The 17,728-nt window shown below is 60.5% G+C and carries 19 protein-coding genes; 11 read left to right on the top strand and 8 right to left on the bottom strand.

Annotated features, from left to right (window positions below; translation table 11 throughout):
- Nucleotides 1-208: 208 nt before the first annotated feature.
- From IPJ76_16585 to IPJ76_16560, 6 genes are all read left to right on the top strand, one after another.
- On the top strand, nucleotides 209-1,600 hold the full coding sequence (locus tag IPJ76_16585) for a sugar MFS transporter (protein ID QQR88490.1): 1,392 nt from the start codon (nucleotides 209-211) through the stop codon (nucleotides 1,598-1,600).
- A complete protein-coding gene (locus IPJ76_16580) occupies nucleotides 1,597-2,496 on the top strand; it encodes an ROK family protein (GenBank protein QQR86193.1) in 900 nt (299 codons plus the stop codon). Before IPJ76_16585 ends, IPJ76_16580 begins: the two co-directional genes overlap by 4 nt.
- A 107-nt stretch (nucleotides 2,497-2,603) precedes the next feature.
- The gene (locus IPJ76_16575; GenBank protein QQR86192.1) at nucleotides 2,604-5,555 is read left to right on the top strand and encodes a GH92 family glycosyl hydrolase; all 2,952 of its coding nucleotides are present in this window, start codon (nucleotides 2,604-2,606) and stop codon (nucleotides 5,553-5,555) included.
- Between the two features lie 59 nt (nucleotides 5,556-5,614).
- Nucleotides 5,615-6,448 (top strand): SAM-dependent chlorinase/fluorinase, encoded by an 834-nt coding sequence (locus IPJ76_16570; protein QQR86191.1) that lies wholly within the window; start codon nucleotides 5,615-5,617, stop codon nucleotides 6,446-6,448.
- 99 nt (nucleotides 6,449-6,547) lie between these two features.
- Entirely contained in the window at nucleotides 6,548-6,844 is a 297-nt protein-coding gene (locus IPJ76_16565; protein ID QQR86190.1) for an antibiotic biosynthesis monooxygenase, read from the top strand.
- Nucleotides 6,845-6,862: 18 nt separating this feature from the next.
- Nucleotides 6,863-7,735 carry a tetratricopeptide repeat protein gene (locus IPJ76_16560; protein ID QQR86189.1) on the top strand — a complete coding sequence of 291 codons (873 nt, stop codon included), beginning with the start codon at nucleotides 6,863-6,865 and terminating at the stop codon, nucleotides 7,733-7,735.
- 21 nt (nucleotides 7,736-7,756) lie between these two features.
- Here the strand turns inward: IPJ76_16560 and IPJ76_16555 are convergent, their stop codons facing one another.
- Nucleotides 7,757-8,128 (bottom strand): hypothetical protein, encoded by a 372-nt coding sequence (locus IPJ76_16555; GenBank protein QQR88489.1) that lies wholly within the window; start codon nucleotides 8,126-8,128, stop codon nucleotides 7,757-7,759.
- A gap of 44 nt (nucleotides 8,129-8,172) precedes the next feature.
- On the bottom strand, nucleotides 8,173-9,516 hold the full coding sequence (gene rimO / locus IPJ76_16550; GenBank protein ID QQR86188.1) for a 30S ribosomal protein S12 methylthiotransferase RimO: 1,344 nt from the start codon (nucleotides 9,514-9,516) through the stop codon (nucleotides 8,173-8,175).
- Nucleotides 9,517-9,589: 73 nt separating this feature from the next.
- On the opposite strand from rimO, the gene IPJ76_16545 reads away from it, so the two are divergent.
- Together IPJ76_16545 and IPJ76_16540 are read left to right on the top strand one after the other, a co-directional pair.
- Entirely contained in the window at nucleotides 9,590-10,078 is a 489-nt protein-coding gene (locus tag IPJ76_16545) for a sensor histidine kinase (protein QQR86187.1), read from the top strand.
- A 6-nt stretch (nucleotides 10,079-10,084) separates the two neighbouring features.
- Nucleotides 10,085-10,486: a DUF1987 domain-containing protein gene (locus IPJ76_16540; GenBank protein ID QQR86186.1), complete on the top strand. Its 402-nt coding sequence runs from the start codon at nucleotides 10,085-10,087 to the stop codon at nucleotides 10,484-10,486.
- Between the two features lie 3 nt (nucleotides 10,487-10,489).
- Here the strand turns inward: IPJ76_16540 and ftsY are convergent, their stop codons facing one another.
- The 6 genes from ftsY to IPJ76_16510 all read right to left on the bottom strand — a co-directional run bounded on the left by ftsY (nucleotide 10,490) and on the right by IPJ76_16510 (nucleotide 14,026).
- Nucleotides 10,490-11,449 carry a signal recognition particle-docking protein FtsY gene (ftsY, locus tag IPJ76_16535; GenBank protein QQR86185.1) on the bottom strand — a complete coding sequence of 320 codons (960 nt, stop codon included), beginning with the start codon at nucleotides 11,447-11,449 and terminating at the stop codon, nucleotides 10,490-10,492.
- A gap of 61 nt (nucleotides 11,450-11,510) precedes the next feature.
- Entirely contained in the window at nucleotides 11,511-11,666 is a 156-nt protein-coding gene (locus IPJ76_16530; protein QQR86184.1) for a DUF4295 domain-containing protein, read from the bottom strand.
- Nucleotides 11,667-11,669: 3 nt separating this feature from the next.
- Nucleotides 11,670-11,852, bottom strand: a complete 183-nt coding sequence (gene rpmG / locus IPJ76_16525; protein QQR86183.1) for a 50S ribosomal protein L33 — start codon at nucleotides 11,850-11,852, stop codon at nucleotides 11,670-11,672.
- A gap of 22 nt (nucleotides 11,853-11,874) precedes the next feature.
- Nucleotides 11,875-12,111 carry a 50S ribosomal protein L28 gene (gene rpmB, locus IPJ76_16520; GenBank protein ID QQR86182.1) on the bottom strand — a complete coding sequence of 79 codons (237 nt, stop codon included), beginning with the start codon at nucleotides 12,109-12,111 and terminating at the stop codon, nucleotides 11,875-11,877.
- A gap of 72 nt (nucleotides 12,112-12,183) precedes the next feature.
- Nucleotides 12,184-13,434 (bottom strand): competence/damage-inducible protein A, encoded by a 1,251-nt coding sequence (locus IPJ76_16515; protein QQR88488.1) that lies wholly within the window; start codon nucleotides 13,432-13,434, stop codon nucleotides 12,184-12,186.
- A gap of 10 nt (nucleotides 13,435-13,444) precedes the next feature.
- A complete protein-coding gene (locus IPJ76_16510; protein QQR86181.1) occupies nucleotides 13,445-14,026 on the bottom strand; it encodes a tRNA-(ms[2]io[6]A)-hydroxylase in 582 nt (193 codons plus the stop codon).
- Nucleotides 14,027-14,071: 45 nt separating this feature from the next.
- Between IPJ76_16510 and IPJ76_16505 the strand changes: the two genes are divergently transcribed.
- From IPJ76_16505 to IPJ76_16495, 3 genes are read left to right on the top strand one after another with little or no spacing between them, the layout of a single operon-like run.
- Nucleotides 14,072-15,073, top strand: coding sequence for a polysaccharide deacetylase family protein (locus IPJ76_16505; protein QQR86180.1), 1,002 nt, complete (start codon nucleotides 14,072-14,074; stop codon nucleotides 15,071-15,073).
- Nucleotides 15,070-15,840: a formyl transferase gene (locus tag IPJ76_16500; GenBank protein QQR86179.1), complete on the top strand. Its 771-nt coding sequence runs from the start codon at nucleotides 15,070-15,072 to the stop codon at nucleotides 15,838-15,840. Before IPJ76_16505 ends, IPJ76_16500 begins: the two co-directional genes overlap by 4 nt.
- On the top strand, nucleotides 15,841-17,718 hold the full coding sequence (locus tag IPJ76_16495; GenBank protein QQR86178.1) for a sulfatase-like hydrolase/transferase: 1,878 nt from the start codon (nucleotides 15,841-15,843) through the stop codon (nucleotides 17,716-17,718). It abuts the gene before it with no gap.
- The last annotated feature ends 10 nt before the right edge of the window (nucleotides 17,719-17,728 follow it).

The raw sequence follows: 17,728 nt of genomic DNA, 5'->3' as shown, positions 1-17,728 counted from the left end.
GGTTGCGGATGCTTCGGTCCAAGTACCGGCGCCAATGCCAGCCTCAAAACCTCCGTCCGTGATCTGAGCTGCCACAGGCAGCGTAACGGCCATTGCGGCCAAGAGGGTAATGTGTTTCATGCGTTCTGGTTTGTGGGACAATGTTAGATCCCCGTCCGTCACTTCCCGAACCAGTGGTCGGCTATTATTGTCAACAAACCCCATGTCCATGACTTCCGCCGGTGGCCAGCGTTCCGCCCTTTGGCCGCTTATCGTGCTCACCACCCTCTTCTTCATGTGGGGCTTCATGACGGTGATGAACGATGTGCTCATACCACACCTGCGCGAGGTCTTCCCGGACATGCCCTGGTGGCAGACGCTCATGGTGAATTTCTGCTTCTTCGGGGCCTACTTCGTGGGGTCGCTGTTGTACTATTTGAAGTCATTGAGCGGGGTGGATCCCATTGCCCACTTCGGGTACAAGCGGGCGGTCATTGCTGGCTTGCTCGTTTCGGCCTTGGGAACTGCGCTGTTCGTTCCCGCCACCTACGTCAATGCCTTTGGCTTCTACCTCTTCGCCTTGTTCGTGCTTGGACTGGGCTTCACCCTCTTGCAGATCGCGGCCAATCCGTTCGTGGCCATCATTGGTAGTCCGGAAGGCGCTAGCAGCCGCCTGAACATGGCGCAAGCGTTCAATTCATTGGGCACCACATTGGCCCCGATCATCGGTGGCACGCTGATCTTCTCGGTCTTCAAAGGCGCCGATGCCGTGCGCTGGCCGTACGCAGCGTTCACCGGGCTGCTGCTGCTGCAAGCTGTGTGGGTGCACTTCACCAACCTGCCCGAACCACCGCACGTGAGCAGTGGCCGCAGCAACGCCTGGCGGCACCCTCAACTGCGCTGGGGCATGGTGGCCATCTTCTGCTACGTGGGTGCCGAAGTGGCGGTGGGCAGCTTGCTCATCAACTTCCTGAAGCTGCCCAGCGTGCTCGGCATGCCCGAGGACAGCGCCAAGCACTACCTCAGCCTGTACTGGGGCGGCGCTATGACCGGTCGCTTCCTTGGTGCACTGGCATTGAACAGGAGCCTGGACAGCATGCGTTACGTGTACATGGCCCTGCTCGGCGCTGGCATGTTCGTGCTGTTGTTCGTGTTGAACAGTGGTTCGCGTTTCGGTCTGCAGCATGCCTGGCCCATGGCGGTACTGATAGCAGCCAACTTCCTGGCGTTCGTTGTGGCCGGACCGAACCCTTCGCGTGCGTTGGGCCTGTTCGCTGTGGCGGCCATGGGCCTGCTGGGTGTCGTCATTGCCACCGAAGGCGCTTGGGCGATGTGGGCCATCGTGGCCGTGGGCTTGTTCAACTCCATTCTGTGGAGCAACATCTTCACGCTTGCCATTGACGGTTTGGGCGATGATACCTCGCAGGGTTCTAGCCTGTTGGTGATGATGATCGTTGGTGGTGCATTGATCCCGCCGCTGCAAGGCGCCATCATCGACCTGATGAAAACCGACGCGGACCCTGGCCGTGGATTCCCGCTGAGCTTCGTGCTTCCAATGCTTTGTTATGCCTTCCTCGCTTGGTACGGCTTCCGCGGATCGAAACACCACGCGCAGGCATGATCCTGGGCATCGACATTGGAGGCACCACCAGCAAGTTGGGTTTGGTGCAGGACGGCAAGGTGATCACGCGCGCCCGCATCAGCACCACCGGCCATGCCGATGATCATGCTTTTGCCGATACCCTCGCACACACCGCTCGTGAATTGGTCCGGGCGCATCATGATGTACCCCTTCATTCCATCGGCATCGGTGCGCCCAACGCGAACCAGCTAACGGGCATCATCGAGATGGCGCCCAACCTGCCATGGAAGCACGATGTGCCCCTGGCCCGCATGATGAGCGACCGGTTGGGCGTTCCTGCCACATTGGGCAATGATGCCAACGCAGCTGCGCTCGGCGAATGGCGCTACGGCGCCGGGCAAGGCATCGACGACCTCTTGGTGGTGACGCTGGGCACAGGGGTCGGTAGCGGCTTCATCGTGAACGGAAAGCTGGTGCTCGGAAGCGCTGGCAACGCCGGTGAACTTGGCCACATGATCCTAGTGCCGGAGGGCCGGTCGTGCACCTGCGGTCGCAGCGGATGCCTGGAGGCTTATGTGAGCATTCGCGGCATGATCGCCACCTATGCCGAGGCTGGCGGCACGGCGGAAGTCAAGGATGTGAAGACCATCGCCGAACGGGCGAACTCCGGTGATGCTGCGGCGGTCGAATGCTTCAAACGCACGACCGATTGGCTGGCCATCGGCCTGGCGAACGCGGTCTGCGCGACAGGCCCGCAGCGCATCGTGCTGTTCGGGGGCATAGCGCGCAATGGCGAACTACTGCTGGCACCATTGCGGGAGCGTTTCCACGCGGTCTTGCTCAACATTTACCGCGGCCGGGTGGACCTTACAGTGAGCGCGCTGGAGGATGATGATGCGGCGTTGCTGGGGGCGGCGGCGCTAGGAACGATCTGATCGACACGATGACCTACACGGCACCTCACATTGTAGCTGGTCGACCCAGTGGGTCGACGCTACGGTTGCACGCACTGATGATCTGTGCAACCATTTTGACAACGGCCATGGCGCAGGTGAACCCCGCGCGCGAACTCGTTAACCCCTTCATCGGCACCGGTGGCCATGGCCACACCTTTCCCGGTGCCTGCGTGCCCAACGGTCTGGTACAACTAAGCCCCGACACACGCCCCGACGGCTACAACGACTGGGACGGCTGCGGTGGCTACCACTACTCCGATAGTCTCATCTACGGCTTCAGCCACACGCACTTGAGCGGCACCGGTGTGGCGGACCTGTGCGATGTGTTGTTGATGCCGATGAGTGGTGAATACTCGCTGTATCCAGAAACCTACAAGTCGAAGTTCTCGCATGCGAACGAATCTGCCCATGCAGGATACTATAGGGTCAGCCTCGATGAGGAGAATACGGATGTTGAGCTTACGGCGACACCGCACGTTGGACTGCACCGCTACCGATTCCCCGGCGAGGATGAGGCCCATGTCATTGTCGACTTGAGCCATCGCGACATGGCCTTCGACTACAACATGGAGGTAGTGAACGATTCGGAAGTCGTCGGCCATCGTCGAAGCAGGTCTTGGGCGAGGGACCAGCAGCTGTTCTTCATCGTTCGCTTCAGCAAGCCCGTCATCGGATATCACGACTACAACAACCAAAAGAACTCCGCCGTGTCCGAGGGTGTGTACGTCTTTCCTTCGGTCGCCGCCCTTTCATTCGGGTCGTTGAAGGGTGAACCCCTCATCGTCAAAGTCGGCATCTCCGCCGTGAGCATAGAAGGCGCCCGAGCCAACATCGAAGCCGAAGTGCCGCATTGGGACTTCGACGTGGTGCGCAAACAGGCCGAGGACGCTTGGAACGCGAAACTGAACAAGATCCAAGTGAAGGGCGGAACACAGGAGCAGCAACGGGTGTTCTACACCGCGCTCTACCACAGCTACGTGGCACCCTACGTCTTCAACGATGTGGACGGGCACTACCGCGGTATGGACGGCGAGGTTCACCACGCCGATCACAACGTGTACACCGTCTTTAGCCTTTGGGACACCTTCCGCGCGCTGCATCCGCTCATGACGATCCTTGAGCCGGACATGACCAATGACTTCATCAGGACCTTTCTGCTGCACTACGAACAGGGCGGCCGCTTGCCGGTGTGGGAGCTATGGGGCAACGAGACGGACTGCATGATCGGATACCACAGCGCGAGCGTGATCGCCGATGCGCACGCGAAAGGCATCCGGGATTACGATGCAGTGGCGGTGCTGAAAGCGATGATCGCCGGTGCCACCCGCGACGAGCCCGGCCTGAATGCGCTCACCAGCAAAGGCTTCATCAGCAGCGAGGACCAGAGCGAGAGCGTGAGCAAAACACTGGAATACGCCTACGACGACCGTTGCATCGTGTCCATGGCCAGCGAACTGAACATCCCCGATGGCGCTTTGGAAGGATGGAAGCTCGATCTGCTCAACGACCGCGGCCAAGCCTTCGAAAGCCTTTACGACCCGGCTACCGGTTTCTTCCGGGCACGGCGCAACGGCGGCTTCGTGCCTTCGTTCGATCCCTTCGAGGTGAACTTCAACTACACAGAAGCGAACGCATGGCAGTACAGCTTGTTCGCACCGCAGAGCGTCTGGGGATTGATCGATCTGCACGGCGGTGAGGAGAAACTCGAGGCACACCTGGACAAGTTGTTCAGCGCTTCCTCGTCCACCTCCGGTCGGGAGCAAGCCGACATCACCGGGCTCATCGGTCAATACGCGCATGGCAACGAACCCAGTCACCACATGGCGTACCTGTACAACCACGTGGGCAAACCCGAGAAGACCCGGGCCATCGTCAAGCGCATCCTGGACGAGCAATACCACGACGCACCTGACGGTCTCAGCGGCAACGAGGACTGCGGCCAGATGAGCGCGTGGTACGTGATGAGCGCGTTGGGGCTCTACCAAGTTTCGCCCGGCATCAGCACCGAATACGACCTCGGTTATCCGCTCTTCGATGAAGCACGCATCGTTGTCGATCCGGAACAAACGTTCACCATAACGGTGCAGGACAGCACATGGGCACAGTTGGATGAAGTGGCATGGCAACGGAAGCTTGCCCCGGATCGGAAACGGACCAGGAAGGGCAGCATTTCGGCCACACCCACCAAGCCGGACCATTCCGCGACACACTTCCATCCTACTCGTTTGGACCATTCCAGCATCGTGGCTGGTGGAAGTATCAACTTCGACGTAGCTCGTGTGGCAGAATTGCGCCGTAGGAGGTCCGAACCCGTGGTTTTGGACGGCGCGTACATCCGCAAGTGCCCGCGGCCCGGAGCGCCGATCATTGAGGCTGCCAAGTCAACCTTCACGGACAGCCTATCAGTTAAGGTGGTGGGCTGTGGCACGTGCACGATCCACGACGCTGCAGGCCAACGCGATTGCCCAGTGAACGAACCGTTCACCATCACCAGCACATCGCGCATCGAGGTGAAATGGAGCGAGACCTTCCAACCGGTAGTTGGGCAGTTCACGCGCATTGACGGCAGCATGGCCATCAAGCTCGGCTCAACTTATGCCAACCAATACGCCGCCGGTGGCGACAATGCTCTGGTTGACGGACAGCGTGGCGGCCCCGACTTCCGCACCGGCGAATGGCAGGGCTATCAGGGCCAGGATGTGCTGGCCACCATCGACCTCGGCAAGGTGAAACGCTTGAAGCGCTTGGGCATCAGCATGCTGCAGGACAGCCGCTCGTGGATCTGGTACCCCGAGTACGTGGACGTGGCGTGGAGCTCGAACGGCCGCACATGGAGCAGCGTTCAACTGACCCATAACGTTGACCGCCGTTCGGAGGCATCGCAGAACACGGAACTGTGGAGCGCGCTCATCGGCAAGAAGGCCCAGTACATCAAGATCATGGCGAAGAACGCCGGCCAGTGCCCGGATTGGCACCTGGGGAAAGGTGGCGCCAGTTGGATCTTCCTGGACGAGGTCCTGGTGGAGACCGAGCCGTAGGCGTTTTTGTTTTCCACCGTGCGGGTTGAAGAACTCGTTCGTTGATGCGCGGTGGACCCATGGAAGTTGCCTTCACTTCGCAAGGCCCCATCACCATGCCCATCATTACTCTCACCACCGACATGGGCATCAAGGACCACTACGTGGCCGCGGTGAAGGGCGCTATCCTCACGCAATACCCAGAGGCCATCATCGTGGACATCTCGCACCATGTGGCGGCGTTCGACATCACACAGGCCGCCTTCGTGCTGCGCAACGCGTTCGGTGAATTCCCGCGCGGCACCATCCACATCATCGGCGTGAACCCCGAGGCCGATGGCCGCACCCCGCACGTTGTAGTGCGCCACGATGGTCACTACTTCGTTGGTGCTGATAACGGCATCTTCAGCCTGCTGTTCGAAGGCAAACCGCACGAGGTTTTTGAACTCACCATGAAGCTCGATGCGGACCACTTGGCCTTCCCGGTGAAGAACGTCCTGTGCAAGGCGGCCTGCCACATTGCGCGCGGCGGAACCCCGGAAGTGATCGGCCGCAGGACCACGGAGCTGCGCGAGCTTATCGGCTTCCGGCCTACGGTGGACGACCGCAGTATCCGCGGCACCGTGCTGTATGTGGACGGCTACGGCAACGTGGTCACCAACATCACCAAGGCGCTGTTCGAGGAGCAGCGCAAGCGGCGTGGTTTCTCCATCAAGAGCATCAAGCCCGGCGTGGAGATCACCGAACTGCACAACACGTACAGCGATGTGAGCGAGGGTAAGCAAGTTGCCTTCTTCGGCGACACCGGCTACTTGGAAGTGGCCGTGAACAAAGGCGTGGACGGCTCGGGCGGTAGCGCTTCGCGGTTGTTCGGGCTGAAAGTGCGGGACAGCGTCCGGGTGGAGTTCCAGTAGGGGTCGATCACCGCAACGGCGCAGCGGTCGCAACGCGAATACCGAACACCCGTTGTGCTCGTCGGGTCGTTGCGGTTTTCCTTCCTCAACTTCGCCCGCATGGTTGTACGCATGGTGAAAATGACCTTCCGAGCGGGTCAAGAGCAACGCTTCCTGGAACTGTTCGAAGGCTGGCGGCACCGCATCAGGCCCTTCCCCGGCTGCCGCTACTTGGAGCTGCTGCACGACAAGAAGGACCCTCGCGTCTTCTTCACGTACAGCGAATGGGACGCCGAACTGGACCTGGAGAACTACCGCCGCTCGGACGTGTTCGCCGACGTTTGGCCCACGGTGAAAGCCATGTTCGATGCCCCCGCCGAAGCTTGGACCGTGGAGCGTTTACACCGCATGCCATAGGCGGCCATCTTTGTATCCATGCGCCTCGCATTGTTCTCCTTGCTCGTTGCTCCCCTGCTGGCCGTGGCCCAAGGCCCGGCCGATGAACACCTCTTGAACGCCCAAGCCGCCTACACAGCTGGCAATTGGAGCGCCGCGCACGCATTGGCCGATAGCGCCATTGCTGCCGATCCGACCTTGGCCAAAGCCTGGAAGCTCCGCGGCGATTGCAAGCAGAAGCGCAACGAGCACAAGGCATCCCTTGAGGACTATTCCCAAGCCATCAAGCTCGACAAGTCCGACGCCAGGGCGTACGTGAGCCGCAGCGCTGCCCGCATCACCACCGGCAACCTCAACGGAGCCCTCACCGACCTGGACAAAGCGTTGGAGCTGACCCCGGACGATGCGGACATCCTGTACAACCGCGCCTGCGCGAAGTACATGGGCGGCGATAACCCCGGTGCCCTGCGCGATGCCCAGCGTGCCATGAAGTTGAACGGCCAGTTCGCTGATGCCCTGTTCCTGAGCGGCGTCATCAAAGGCGAAGAGCAACGCACGGAAGAGGGAATGCAAGAGGTGGAAGCCGCGCTGAAGATGAAGAGCACCATCCCCGGTGGTGCCATGGCGCTGGCCATGCTGCTCTACGACGAAGAGCGCTGGGAGGAAGCCATTGTGAAGCTCGACGACGTGATCGCGCGGGCCGATACCGGCGCCGCTGAAGCCTACTACTACCGTGGCGACTGCTACTACCAGCTCAAGGACAAACAGAAGGCTTGCGAGAGCTGGCGCATCAGCGCGCAGAAAGGCGACAAGGACGCCATCTTCATCCAGAAGAACTACTGCCTTACCGACGCCGACAAGATCCCCAAGAAGCCCAAGAAGGGACGGAAGAAGAGCGTGATAGAGTTCTGACCGGTCCTCCTAGGGACCGAACTAAATAGTCCCGCCGCGCCCATCGAACTTTCCGTCTATGTCCACAAGTGGAGGTGGCTCGTGCAGAGCGGTCTCCCAATCATCGAAAGGAGGGTTCACCACATAGTTCGGGTCGCAGTATGCGCGCAAGTAGTCAGTTGCACGCTTCTCCGCCCATTTCGCATTGACCACGGCTCCTTCAGAATCCAGTTTGATCACATTGGCATAGATGGCGAACACCTTCTCAATGACACTTGGTGCTGCGCCATAGAACTTCATGTAGTCAACTCCTTCGAGCATGTAATGAGTGCCGCTGGACATGAAGTAGGCAAACGTTCTCAGGGCACCACTGAACGAATCACCGAGGTGTCTCGCGGGATCGTGCTCTGGCATCATAGTCATTGGGTCAGAAGGAGAAGGCATTGCGGTCGAAGGCGTCAGAGCATTGCAACACCCCCCTCCAACTCATGCTCTCTCGCCCCCGTGATCCTCACCTCCGCAAAGTCGCCGATGCGCAGTGACCCCATCCCCGGCCCTTCCCCGGTGGGGAAGGGAGCAAGCGGGATGAGGACGTCGTTGTCCACCTCGGGTGAATCGTGCTCGGTGCGGGCGTGGTAGAAACCGCCCTCGGCCTTGTCCACCAGCACACGGAATGTGCGGCCCACCTTGGCCTGGTTCAGCTCGTAGCTGATGCCGCCTTGCACCTCCATCATCTCGTTGGCGCGTTGCTGTTTCACCTCGAAGGGCACATCGTCCTCGAAGGTGTGGGCGTGCGTATCTTCCTCGTGGCTGTAGGTGAAGCAGCCTAGCCGGTCGAAGCGCATGCGTTCGATCCAGCGCAGGCCGTCCTCGTGGTCTTCTTCAGTTTCGCCCGGGAAGCCGGCGATGAGCGTGGTGCGGATGGCAATGCCCGGCACGCGCTCCCGGATGTCCTGTACCAAACGCTCGGTCTTCTCTTGGGTTATGCCACGGCGCATGCGCGTGAGCATGCGAGTGCTGCCGTGCTGTAGGGGCATGTCCAGGTACTTGCAGATGTTGCTGCGGTCCCGCATCACATCCAGCACATCCATGGGGAAGCCGCTGGGGAAGGCGTAATGAAGGCGGATCCAATCGATGCCTTCCACATCGCTCAATTGCGCCAGCAGCTCGCTCAGGTTGCGCTTCTTGTAGATGTCGAGCCCGTAGTACGTGAGGTCCTGTGCGATGAGGATCAGCTCCTTCACGCCTTGCGCGGCCAAGCCCTTGGCATTGGCGACCAACTGCTCCATGGGCGTGCTCACGTGCTTGCCGCGCATGAGCGGTATGGCGCAGAACGAGCACTTGCGGTCGCAGCCCTCGCTGATCTTGAAATAGGCGAAGTGCGCGGGCGTGGTCAGCAGCCGCTCCCCCACCAGTTCGTGCTTGTAGTCGGCCTTTAGGGTCTTCAGCAGCCTCGGCAGGTCGCGCGTGCCGAACCAGGCGTCCACCTGTGGGATCTCGGCCTTCAGCTCGGGAGCGTAACGCTGACTGAGGCAACCAGTCACGTACACCTTCTCCACCAGTCCCTGATCCTTGGCCTTGGCGTAGCTGAGGATGGTGTCGATGCTCTCCTGCTTGGCGTTGTCGATGAATCCGCAGGTATTGATCACCACCACATTGTGCTCCCCGTTCTCGCTTTCGTGGTCCACACTGATGCCGTTGGCCTTCAACTGGGCCATCATCACCTCACTATCGAAGGTGTTCTTCGAACAGCCAAGGGTAACGACGTTCACCTTGGTGGGCTTGAGGGTCTTGGCTTTCATGCGGGCCGCAAAGGAACGGAACGGCACGGGGTGTAACCCTTCCATCCTGACCGGCGTTGAAGGCCCCGCCTCAATGAGCCAGAACCACATCCAATACGAAGGCCGCCTCAGTTCCGAGGTGCGTGTTCAGCTGATCGACCTGCTGAACGTCGTCTCGCTCGCCAACATGGGCAAGCGCAACGACCTGAAAAAGCTCTGCGGTATCGCGTTGGAGCTGCTCGACAATGCCCAGCGCTATTGCAGCTCCGGTGGCGTGAACTTCGAATGGCGCATCGAGGGGAACCACCTCGTGGTGAGCATTTCCAACCACGCCATGCGAGAGGATGCCGAGCGTTTGGTACAGATCGTGGACGGTATCAACAGCATGACCCCCGACCAGGTGGCCGATGCGTTCCGCCAGCAGCTCACGAACGAGAGCTTCGGAGCGAAAGGCGGGGCCGGCCTCGGTTTCCTGCAGATCGCCAAGAAGACCGGAAGCCGCCTTGTGGCGACCGCACAGCCAGCCGCCGAGAATAGCAACGAATACCTGTGCACCAGCCAAGTGGCCGCACCCTTGAACTAAGCCCTCATGAACCCGTTGATCATCCCCCAAACCGACAACACGCCCGGCGTGTGGTTCGAGCCTGCCAGCGACACGTTGGAACTCACAGGCTGTTCCATCCCGGAGAATGCCAGCGAGTTCTACCAGCCCGTGCTCGATTGGCTGGCCAACAACCTGGTGGACATCACCCGTCCCATTCCCTTCCGCGTGAAGCTGTCGTACTTCAACAGCACCTCCCTGAAGGCCCTCTACATGCTGCTGAAGCAGATCAAGGATGCCAACACCATGGGCAGCCAGGTGACCGTGGAGTGGCACATTGAAGAGGACGATGAACTCCTGCTGGAGACCGAAGCCATGCTCAGCGAAATGCTCGGCATGCCGATGACCGTGGTGCCGGTCCAGGACCGCGGCAACGCCAAGGCCGTTTAGGTCCTATTGTTTGAAAAGCGCCGCCGCGAAGGCGTGCCGATCGAACACCTGAAGGTGGTCGATGCCCTCTCCCACCCCAATGTACTTTATGGGCACTTGGAACTGATCGCTGATACCGATCGCCACGCCGCCTTTGGCCGTGCCGTCCAACTTCGTGAGCACCAACCCTGTGACCTGGGTTGCGGCCGTGAAGGCCTTGGCCTGCTCGAAGGCGTTCTGGCCCGTTGAAGCATCCAGCACGAGCAACACTTCGTGCGGCGCCGCGGGGACGACCTTCTGCATCACGTTGCGCACCTTGGTGAGCTCGGCCATCAGGTTCACCTTATTGTGCAGGCGGCCAGCCGTGTCGATGATGACCACCTCGCTTCCTTTCGCCTTGCCGCTCTGCACCGTATCGAAGGCCACGGCGGCCGGATCGGCGCCCATGCCTTGCTGCACGAGGGGAACCCCAACACGCTCGCTCCAGATGCGTAGTTGGTCCACGGCCGCTGCACGGAAGGTATCGGCCGCCCCCAACAGAACGCTCCTGCCCGCCTTCTTGTAGGCGTTGGCCAGCTTGCCGATGGTGGTGGTCTTACCCACGCCGTTCACGCCCACCACCATGATGACGTGCGGTCCGTCCGTCTTGGGCAGATCATAGCCCGGGTTCTCCGGGTCCTTCATCAGCGCTGCGATCTCCTCGCGGAGGATCCCGTTCAGCTGATCGGTGCCTACGTACTTGTCGCGGGCCACGCGGTCCTGGATGCGCTTGATGATGCGCAGCGTGGTGTCCACGCCCACGTCGCTCTGCACCAGCACGCCCTCCAGCTCGTCCAGTACGTCATCGTCAACGGTGCTCTTGCCCGCGATGGCGAGTTTCAGCTTGGCGAAAAAGCCCGTGCGTGAGCGCTCAAGGCCCTGGTCGAGGTCTTTTTTCTCGGCCTCCGTGGGAGCCGCCTTCTTGAACAGTCCGAACAATGCCATGGTGGGTGCATGAAAAAGCCCCGACGCATCGGGGCCTCTCCGGAATATCAGGAACGTTCGATCACTTCTTGGCGAGGGCCTTGTCCACCTCTTCGCTGGCCATGATCTGCTCTTGGAACTGGTATCCGCCGGTCTTGTCGCTCTTCACCATGCGGATCACTTTCACGAACACCTTGGCGTCCGCTTTCTTCAGGGTTGCAACGGTCTTCTTTGCCATGGCTTACTTGATCTCTTTGTGAACGGTCATCTTGCGCAGGATGGGGTTGTATTTCTTCAACTCCATGCGCTCGGTGGTGTTCTTGCGGTTCTTGGTGGTGATGTAGCGGCTGGTGCCCGGCTGGCCCGAGTTCTTGTGCTCGGTGCACTCCAGGATCACTTGTACGCGGTTGCCCTTCTTGGCCATGGCTCAGCGGGTGTCTGTTGGTTTACTTCAGGTAGCCTTTCGCCCGGGCACGCTTCAGCGCCTCGCCCAGGCCGATCTTGCTGATGGTGCGGAGACCATTGGTGCTCACGCGCAGGTCCAGCCAGCGCTTCTCGTCCTCCAGCCAGAACCGGCGGTCCTGCAGGTTGGGCGCCCACGTGCGGCGGGTCTTGCGGTTGGAGTGGCTCACGCTATTGCCGGTGATCACATGCTTGCCGGTGATCTGGCACACTTTGCTCATGGCTCGTCGAATTGGGCGGCGAAAGTAGGATAAGTTCCAACACGATGGTACGGGGTGCTCCGACCTGTCTTATCAACCACCCGATAGTTGTTTCCTGAGCAGGTTGAGCGCGCTGCGGGCGGCCCGTTCAATGACCAGATCACGGGTGCCCGGGAAGTTGCCCAGCTTGCTCACCACCCCGTTGGGGCCCGCCACGGCGAGCCAAACCGTGCCCACGGGCTTGTCGTGGGTGCCACCATCCGGGCCGGCGATGCCCGTTGTGGCAATGGCCCAGTCGCTCCGTAACGCCGCCCGTACGCCACTGGCCATGCGCTCGGCCACTGGCTGGCTCACCGCGCCGTTGATGTCCAGCATGTCGCTCGGGATGCCCAATTCCTCCATTTTGACCGCGTTGGCGTAGCTCACCACGCCGCCGATGTAATAGGCCGAGCTGCCCGGCACCGAGGTGATCAGATGGCTGAGGTAGCCGCCTGTGCAGCTTTCCGCAAGGGCAAGGGTCTGACCACGTTCCTTCAGCATCCGACCCAGTACCTCCTCCAGGGTCTCCTCTCCTTCACCGAAAATGAGCTCCGGTATGGACCGGTAAAGCGCATCGGCTTGGGCGTTCACCCTGGCTTTGGCGCCTTGCTCATCAGTGTTGGCATAGGTGGAAAGCCGGAGTTTGACCACCCCTGGAGAAGGCAGGTAGGCCAGTTTGATCGCTTCCTTGGCCAACCCATCCTCCCAATCGGCAATACGCTCGGCCAACAGGCTCTCCCCCAAGCCGGCAGTGAGGATGGTGCGGTGCACGATCACCGGCGGCTTGAAGTGCAGGCGCAGCTTGGCCAAACCATGCTCCTGCATGATCCCCTTCATCTCGTAGGGGACACCGGGCATGCTCAGGAACACCCGCCCACCTTGCTCGAACCACATGCCGCTCGCCGTGCCTCTTGAATTGGGTATGGCAACGCAGTTCTCCGGCAGATCAGCTTGAGCACGGTTGACCTCTTGTAGGGTTTTGGGGTCACGGCCCATACTGGCGAAGAGCCGTTCGATGTGTTCTTCAACGATCTTGTTGCGAACCAGCCGGGCACCGAAAAACTCGCACAACGTGTGCTTTGTTATGTCATCCTTGGTAGGCCCCAGCCCACCGGTGATGAGCACCACGTCGGCCACACTGGTCCGCAGCGCTTCGATGATCTCCGAGCGGTCATCGCCGATCACGCGCGAACGCAGGGACCGGATACCAATGAGCGCCAACTGCTGGCCCAGCCAAGCCGCATTGGTGTTGATGGTCTGGCCGATCAGCAGTTCGTCGCCGATGCTCAGCACCTCAGCGGTCACCTCATGTGGCTCAGCCATGGATGGTGGCGGTTTTACCGTAGCGGCCAACTACTTCGGCTTCGTATTCCAGGAAGGCTTTCCAACGGGCATCAACGTCCATGCGCGGGGCAACGCTGCGGGCAAAGCCGATGAAGGTGGCGTAGTGCCCGGCCTCGCTCTCCATCAGTTCCCTGTAGAACGTGCGAAGCTCCTCGTCGCTGGTGCGCTCGCTCAGGAGCTTGAACCGCTCGCAGCTTCGTGCTTCGATCATGGCGCTGAACAACAGTCGGTCCACCAGACGCTCTTCACGGGAACCATCCTTGCGAACGAACTGCAGAAGGTCGTTCACGTAGTTGTCCTTGCGCTCCGGGGTGAGCTGCCAACCGCGCGCCTCGATCCGGTCCACCACCATGCCGAAGTGCTCCATCTCCTCACGGGCAATGCGGGTGAGTTCCTGCACCAGGTCCGTGTGCTCCGGATAGCGGACGATGATGGACATGGCATTACTGGCTGCTTTGTGCTCGCACCACGCATGGTCCACCATGGCTTGGCGGAGGTCCTGTTCCACCAGATGCACCCAACGCGGGTCGGTGGGCAGTTGAAGGTTCAACATGGCGGCAAAGATGACGATCCGGCACGGCTACTTTCGGCCGCAGCTATGTCCGCCGGTCCTTCGCAGTACGGGTCTTTCGTCATCTCGCTCGATCTCGAGCTGATGTGGGGCGTTCGCGACCACCGCACGATAGCTGACTATGGTGCGCATGTGCGTGGCGTAAAGGAGGCCATTCCCGCCATGCTCGATCTGTTCGATGAGTTCGGGGTGCGGGCAACGTTCGCTACGGTCGGTCTCTTGTTCAAACCCGACAAGCAGGGCATGCTCAGTGCTTCACCGGCCTTGAAGCCGAGCTATGCGGACGCCAACCTCTCCCCGTTCAATGGTCACTTCGGGCAGGTCGGCCAGAGCGAAGCCGATGACCCGCACCACTTCGGCACCAGCCCGCTGCATATGATAGCAGCCCGCCGACAGCACGAGATCGCCACGCACACGTGGTCTCATTACTACTGCCTGGAACCCGGCCAGACCGTTGAGCAGTTCAAGGCGGATCTGGCATGCGCCAATACCGTTGCGAAAGAGCAAGGGCATATGATCCGCAGCATCGTTTTCCCGCGCAACCAGTATGCGCCAACCTATTTGGAAGCATGCGCTGAACAAGGGCTGAAGTGCTACCGGGGCAATGAGGACCACTGGGTGCACCGGCCGGTGCCCGATAGTGGTCGCACACCATTGCGGCGTGCCATTCGATTGCTGGACCATTACGTGAATGTCACAGGTCACCATACACCGCGTGTTGACGAGCTGAAAGGGACGCTTCCGGTGAACGTGCCCGCCAGTCGGTTCCTCCGGCCGGTGTCGAAGCAGCTGGGCATGCTTGAACCTTTGCGATCGAGGCGCATTACCAAGAGCATGACCAATGCGGCGGAGCGCCATGGCATTTATCACCTCTGGTGGCACCCGCACAACTTCGGTGTAGACCTTCAAGACAACATCGCCTTCCTGCGGAAAGCGCTGGAACATTTCAGGAGCTTGGAACGAACGAAAGGCATGCGTTCCGAGACCATGTGGCAGGTGGCGCAACGCATCGAACCCAGCTTGGCATGAGCCCGCAGCGAGTTGTTGTGGTGGCTGGGCCGGGTGCACCAACGAACATCCTGCTCAACCGTCTGCGCAACCGCCCTGATCTCGTGGGCGTGGTCATGGAGGGCCCGCAGGACAAATGGTTGTTGATGCGCCGACGGGCAGGTCGTATCGGTTGGTGGAAGATGCTCGGTCAACTTGCTTTCGTCTATGGCATTGTGCCGTGGTTGCGACGGGAAGGTGGTGCCCGCAAAGCGAGCATCCTCGAACGACATGACCTGAGCGATGCTGAGGCGACCGGGTTGGGCCCACAGCGTGTAGTGTCCATCAACTCCGATGAAGCCATTGATGCCGTGCGGAACTTGGAACCCACGATCGTCGTGGTGAGCGGGACGCGCATCATTTCGCCGAAGGTGCTCAGCGCGGTCGGTGTTCCGTTCCTGAACGTCCATGCCGGGATCACGCCACGTTACCGTGGGATACACGGGCTCTACTGGGCGCTCTATAACAATGACGCGGAGCATGGAGGTGTGACCGTGCATCGCGTGGACAGCGGCATCGACACCGGCAGCATCGTCGCACAAGCCAGGGTCGCGCACAGCGCCGAGGACAACTTCACCACTTATCCGATGCTCCAGCTCGCCAAAGGCTTGGAACTGCTGGAAGTGGCTCTGGACCAAGCTGCTGGTGGTGGGCTGTCGAGCGTGACCAACGAAATGGACAGTAAGCTCTGGCACCACCCCACTTGGCTGCAATACCTAGGAGGCCGCTGGACCAAAGGCGTGAAGTAGATGCGTGCCGTCCCTTTCCATGTCGTGCTCATGCTCCGTTGCGTTGCGCTCTGGCTCGGCTTCTTCAGCGCTCATCGGTTGGTCTTCCTGTTGTTCGGGCACACGTATTCGTTCCAAGCATCGGCCGGTGAATGGTGCCAAACGTTCGCCAATGGCTTGAGCATGGACCTCAGCGCGGCCGGCTACATGCTCGCACTGCCGGTGCTGTGCTGGTGCATCGGTGCCTTTACCGCTGGCGCCTTCTTCCGGAACTTGGCGCATTGGCTGCAGGTCGCGCTGCTCGTGTTGTGTTCCTTGGTAACCGTCAGCGATATCGGCTTGTTTGCTGCATGGGGCACCCGCATCAACCATAAGGCCCTCTCCTATCTCGTTTATCCCGACGAAGCCATGGCCGCTGCCGGCGGTGCACCGGTACTGTGGCCTTCGTTGGCGGTTTTCCTTTTGCTCGTGGTCGCTTTGTGGCTGCTGGGAAAGTCGCGGCTCAAGGAACCGGTTGCAGGTTCAAGCTTCATGGCCCGCATCCCACTGGTGCTCTTCCTACCGGGTCTGGTGGTCCTGGCGATCCGTGGTGGATGGCAGGACTATCCCATCAGCCGGAGCTGGGCCTACTTCTCGGACAAACAGGTGCTGAACCTCGCGGCGGTGAACGGCACATGGAACGTGCTCGATGTGCTCTTTACGCCTGCGGAATATGCGTCGAACCCATACTCATATCTGACTTCCGAAGATGCGGAAGCCAGCGTGTCCAAAGCCTATCCAGCACCGACCGCACCTGCACGAAAGATCCTCACCACCGACCGACCGAACATCGTACTGGTCCTGTTGGAGAGTTGGAGCGGTGATGTAACAGCGCCCATCGGCGGCGAGCCCAATGTGTCGCCCAACTTCACCCGGCTGTGCAACGAAGGCTTGCTGTTCACCAATTTCTACAGCACGGGTTTCCGCACGGAGCAAGGCCTGTGCGCGATCTTGAGCAGCTTCCCGTCGCAACCGAAGACGACCATCGTGCGCCAGTTCGGGAAGTTCGACCAACTGCCAAGCCTGGTGCGTACCCTTGATAGCGCCGGATACAACAGCCGTTACACGTACAGTGGGGATGTGACGTTCGCGAACACACGCACCTACTTCCAGGCCATGGGGTTCGACGTCATCCACGACGAGACCACGATTCCCGGAAAACAACGCACACGCTGGGGCGCTTACGACGAAGACCTCTTCGCCTTCGCGTTGGAGGACATGCGCGGCATGCAGGAGCCCTTCGTGAACGTGCTGATGACCGCAACGAACCACGAGCCCTTCATCGCGGATGTGAAGAGCCCGTTCACCGGCAAGCGCGAACCCGACCGCTATCGCAACACGGTGCACTACACCGATGAATGGCTTGGCTGGTTCATGGAAAAGTCCAAGCAGGAAGCGTGGTATGAGAACACACTCTTCATCATCGTGCCGGACCACGGGCATTTCCTCCCCCTCTATCGCCAACCGTTCGAAGCTGCGCGGCACCACATCCCGTTGCTTTTGACAGGACCCGCGCTATCCCCGGAGATGCGAGGTGGGCGCAACACCACGTTCGGCTCCCACAGCGACATGGCAACCACGGTGCTGAACCAGCTCGGCCTATTGCACAGCCCTATCCCGTGGGGCCATGACCTGCTCGGCCCCGGTCCTCACTTCGCCTATTGGAGCTTCGACGACGGCTTCGGCATTGCAACGGATGAACGGACGCTCGTTTGGGACAACGTCGCGCAGCGCTACTTGGAACAGCTCGGCGACACGCGCGCCAACGCGGACAAGTCGGAGCAACTGGCAAGAGGTCAAGCCATCACACAGGTCCTTCTGGACCGGTACATCGGCTTCAACGGACAAGGGCGCCGTTGAGCGCCCTTGT

This window comes from Flavobacteriales bacterium, assembly GCA_016699575.1.
Classification (GTDB): domain Bacteria; phylum Bacteroidota; class Bacteroidia; order Flavobacteriales_F; family PHOS-HE28; genus PHOS-HE28.
Note: the sequence above shows the minus strand (reverse complement) of the source record. Positions and strands in the feature narration are given on the sequence as shown.

What these genes read in the sequence shown, in the direction of transcription:
- IPJ76_16585 (QQR88490.1), top strand. Translation starts at nt 209, where the DNA reads ATGACTTCCGCCGGTGGCCAGCGTTCCGCCCTTTGGCCGCTTATCGTG.
- IPJ76_16580 (QQR86193.1), top strand. Translation starts at nt 1,597, where the DNA reads ATGATCCTGGGCATCGACATTGGAGGCACCACCAGCAAGTTGGGTTTG.
- IPJ76_16575 (QQR86192.1), top strand. Translation starts at nt 2,604, where the DNA reads ATGGCGCAGGTGAACCCCGCGCGCGAACTCGTTAACCCCTTCATCGGC.
- IPJ76_16570 (QQR86191.1), top strand. Translation starts at nt 5,615, where the DNA reads ATGGAAGTTGCCTTCACTTCGCAAGGCCCCATCACCATGCCCATCATT.
- IPJ76_16565 (QQR86190.1), top strand. Translation starts at nt 6,548, where the DNA reads ATGGTTGTACGCATGGTGAAAATGACCTTCCGAGCGGGTCAAGAGCAA.
- IPJ76_16560 (QQR86189.1), top strand. Translation starts at nt 6,863, where the DNA reads ATGCGCCTCGCATTGTTCTCCTTGCTCGTTGCTCCCCTGCTGGCCGTG.
- IPJ76_16555 (QQR88489.1), bottom strand. Translation starts at nt 8,128, where the DNA reads ATGCCAGAGCACGATCCCGCGAGACACCTCGGTGATTCGTTCAGTGGT.
- rimO (QQR86188.1), bottom strand. Translation starts at nt 9,516, where the DNA reads ATGAAAGCCAAGACCCTCAAGCCCACCAAGGTGAACGTCGTTACCCTT.
- IPJ76_16545 (QQR86187.1), top strand. Translation starts at nt 9,590, where the DNA reads ATGAGCCAGAACCACATCCAATACGAAGGCCGCCTCAGTTCCGAGGTG.
- IPJ76_16540 (QQR86186.1), top strand. Translation starts at nt 10,085, where the DNA reads ATGAACCCGTTGATCATCCCCCAAACCGACAACACGCCCGGCGTGTGG.
- ftsY (QQR86185.1), bottom strand. Translation starts at nt 11,449, where the DNA reads ATGGCATTGTTCGGACTGTTCAAGAAGGCGGCTCCCACGGAGGCCGAG.
- IPJ76_16530 (QQR86184.1), bottom strand. Translation starts at nt 11,666, where the DNA reads ATGGCAAAGAAGACCGTTGCAACCCTGAAGAAAGCGGACGCCAAGGTG.
- rpmG (QQR86183.1), bottom strand. Translation starts at nt 11,852, where the DNA reads ATGGCCAAGAAGGGCAACCGCGTACAAGTGATCCTGGAGTGCACCGAG.
- rpmB (QQR86182.1), bottom strand. Translation starts at nt 12,111, where the DNA reads ATGAGCAAAGTGTGCCAGATCACCGGCAAGCATGTGATCACCGGCAAT.
- IPJ76_16510 (QQR86181.1), bottom strand. Translation starts at nt 14,026, where the DNA reads ATGTTGAACCTTCAACTGCCCACCGACCCGCGTTGGGTGCATCTGGTG.
- IPJ76_16505 (QQR86180.1), top strand. Translation starts at nt 14,072, where the DNA reads ATGTCCGCCGGTCCTTCGCAGTACGGGTCTTTCGTCATCTCGCTCGAT.
- IPJ76_16500 (QQR86179.1), top strand. Translation starts at nt 15,070, where the DNA reads ATGAGCCCGCAGCGAGTTGTTGTGGTGGCTGGGCCGGGTGCACCAACG.
- IPJ76_16495 (QQR86178.1), top strand. Translation starts at nt 15,841, where the DNA reads ATGCGTGCCGTCCCTTTCCATGTCGTGCTCATGCTCCGTTGCGTTGCG.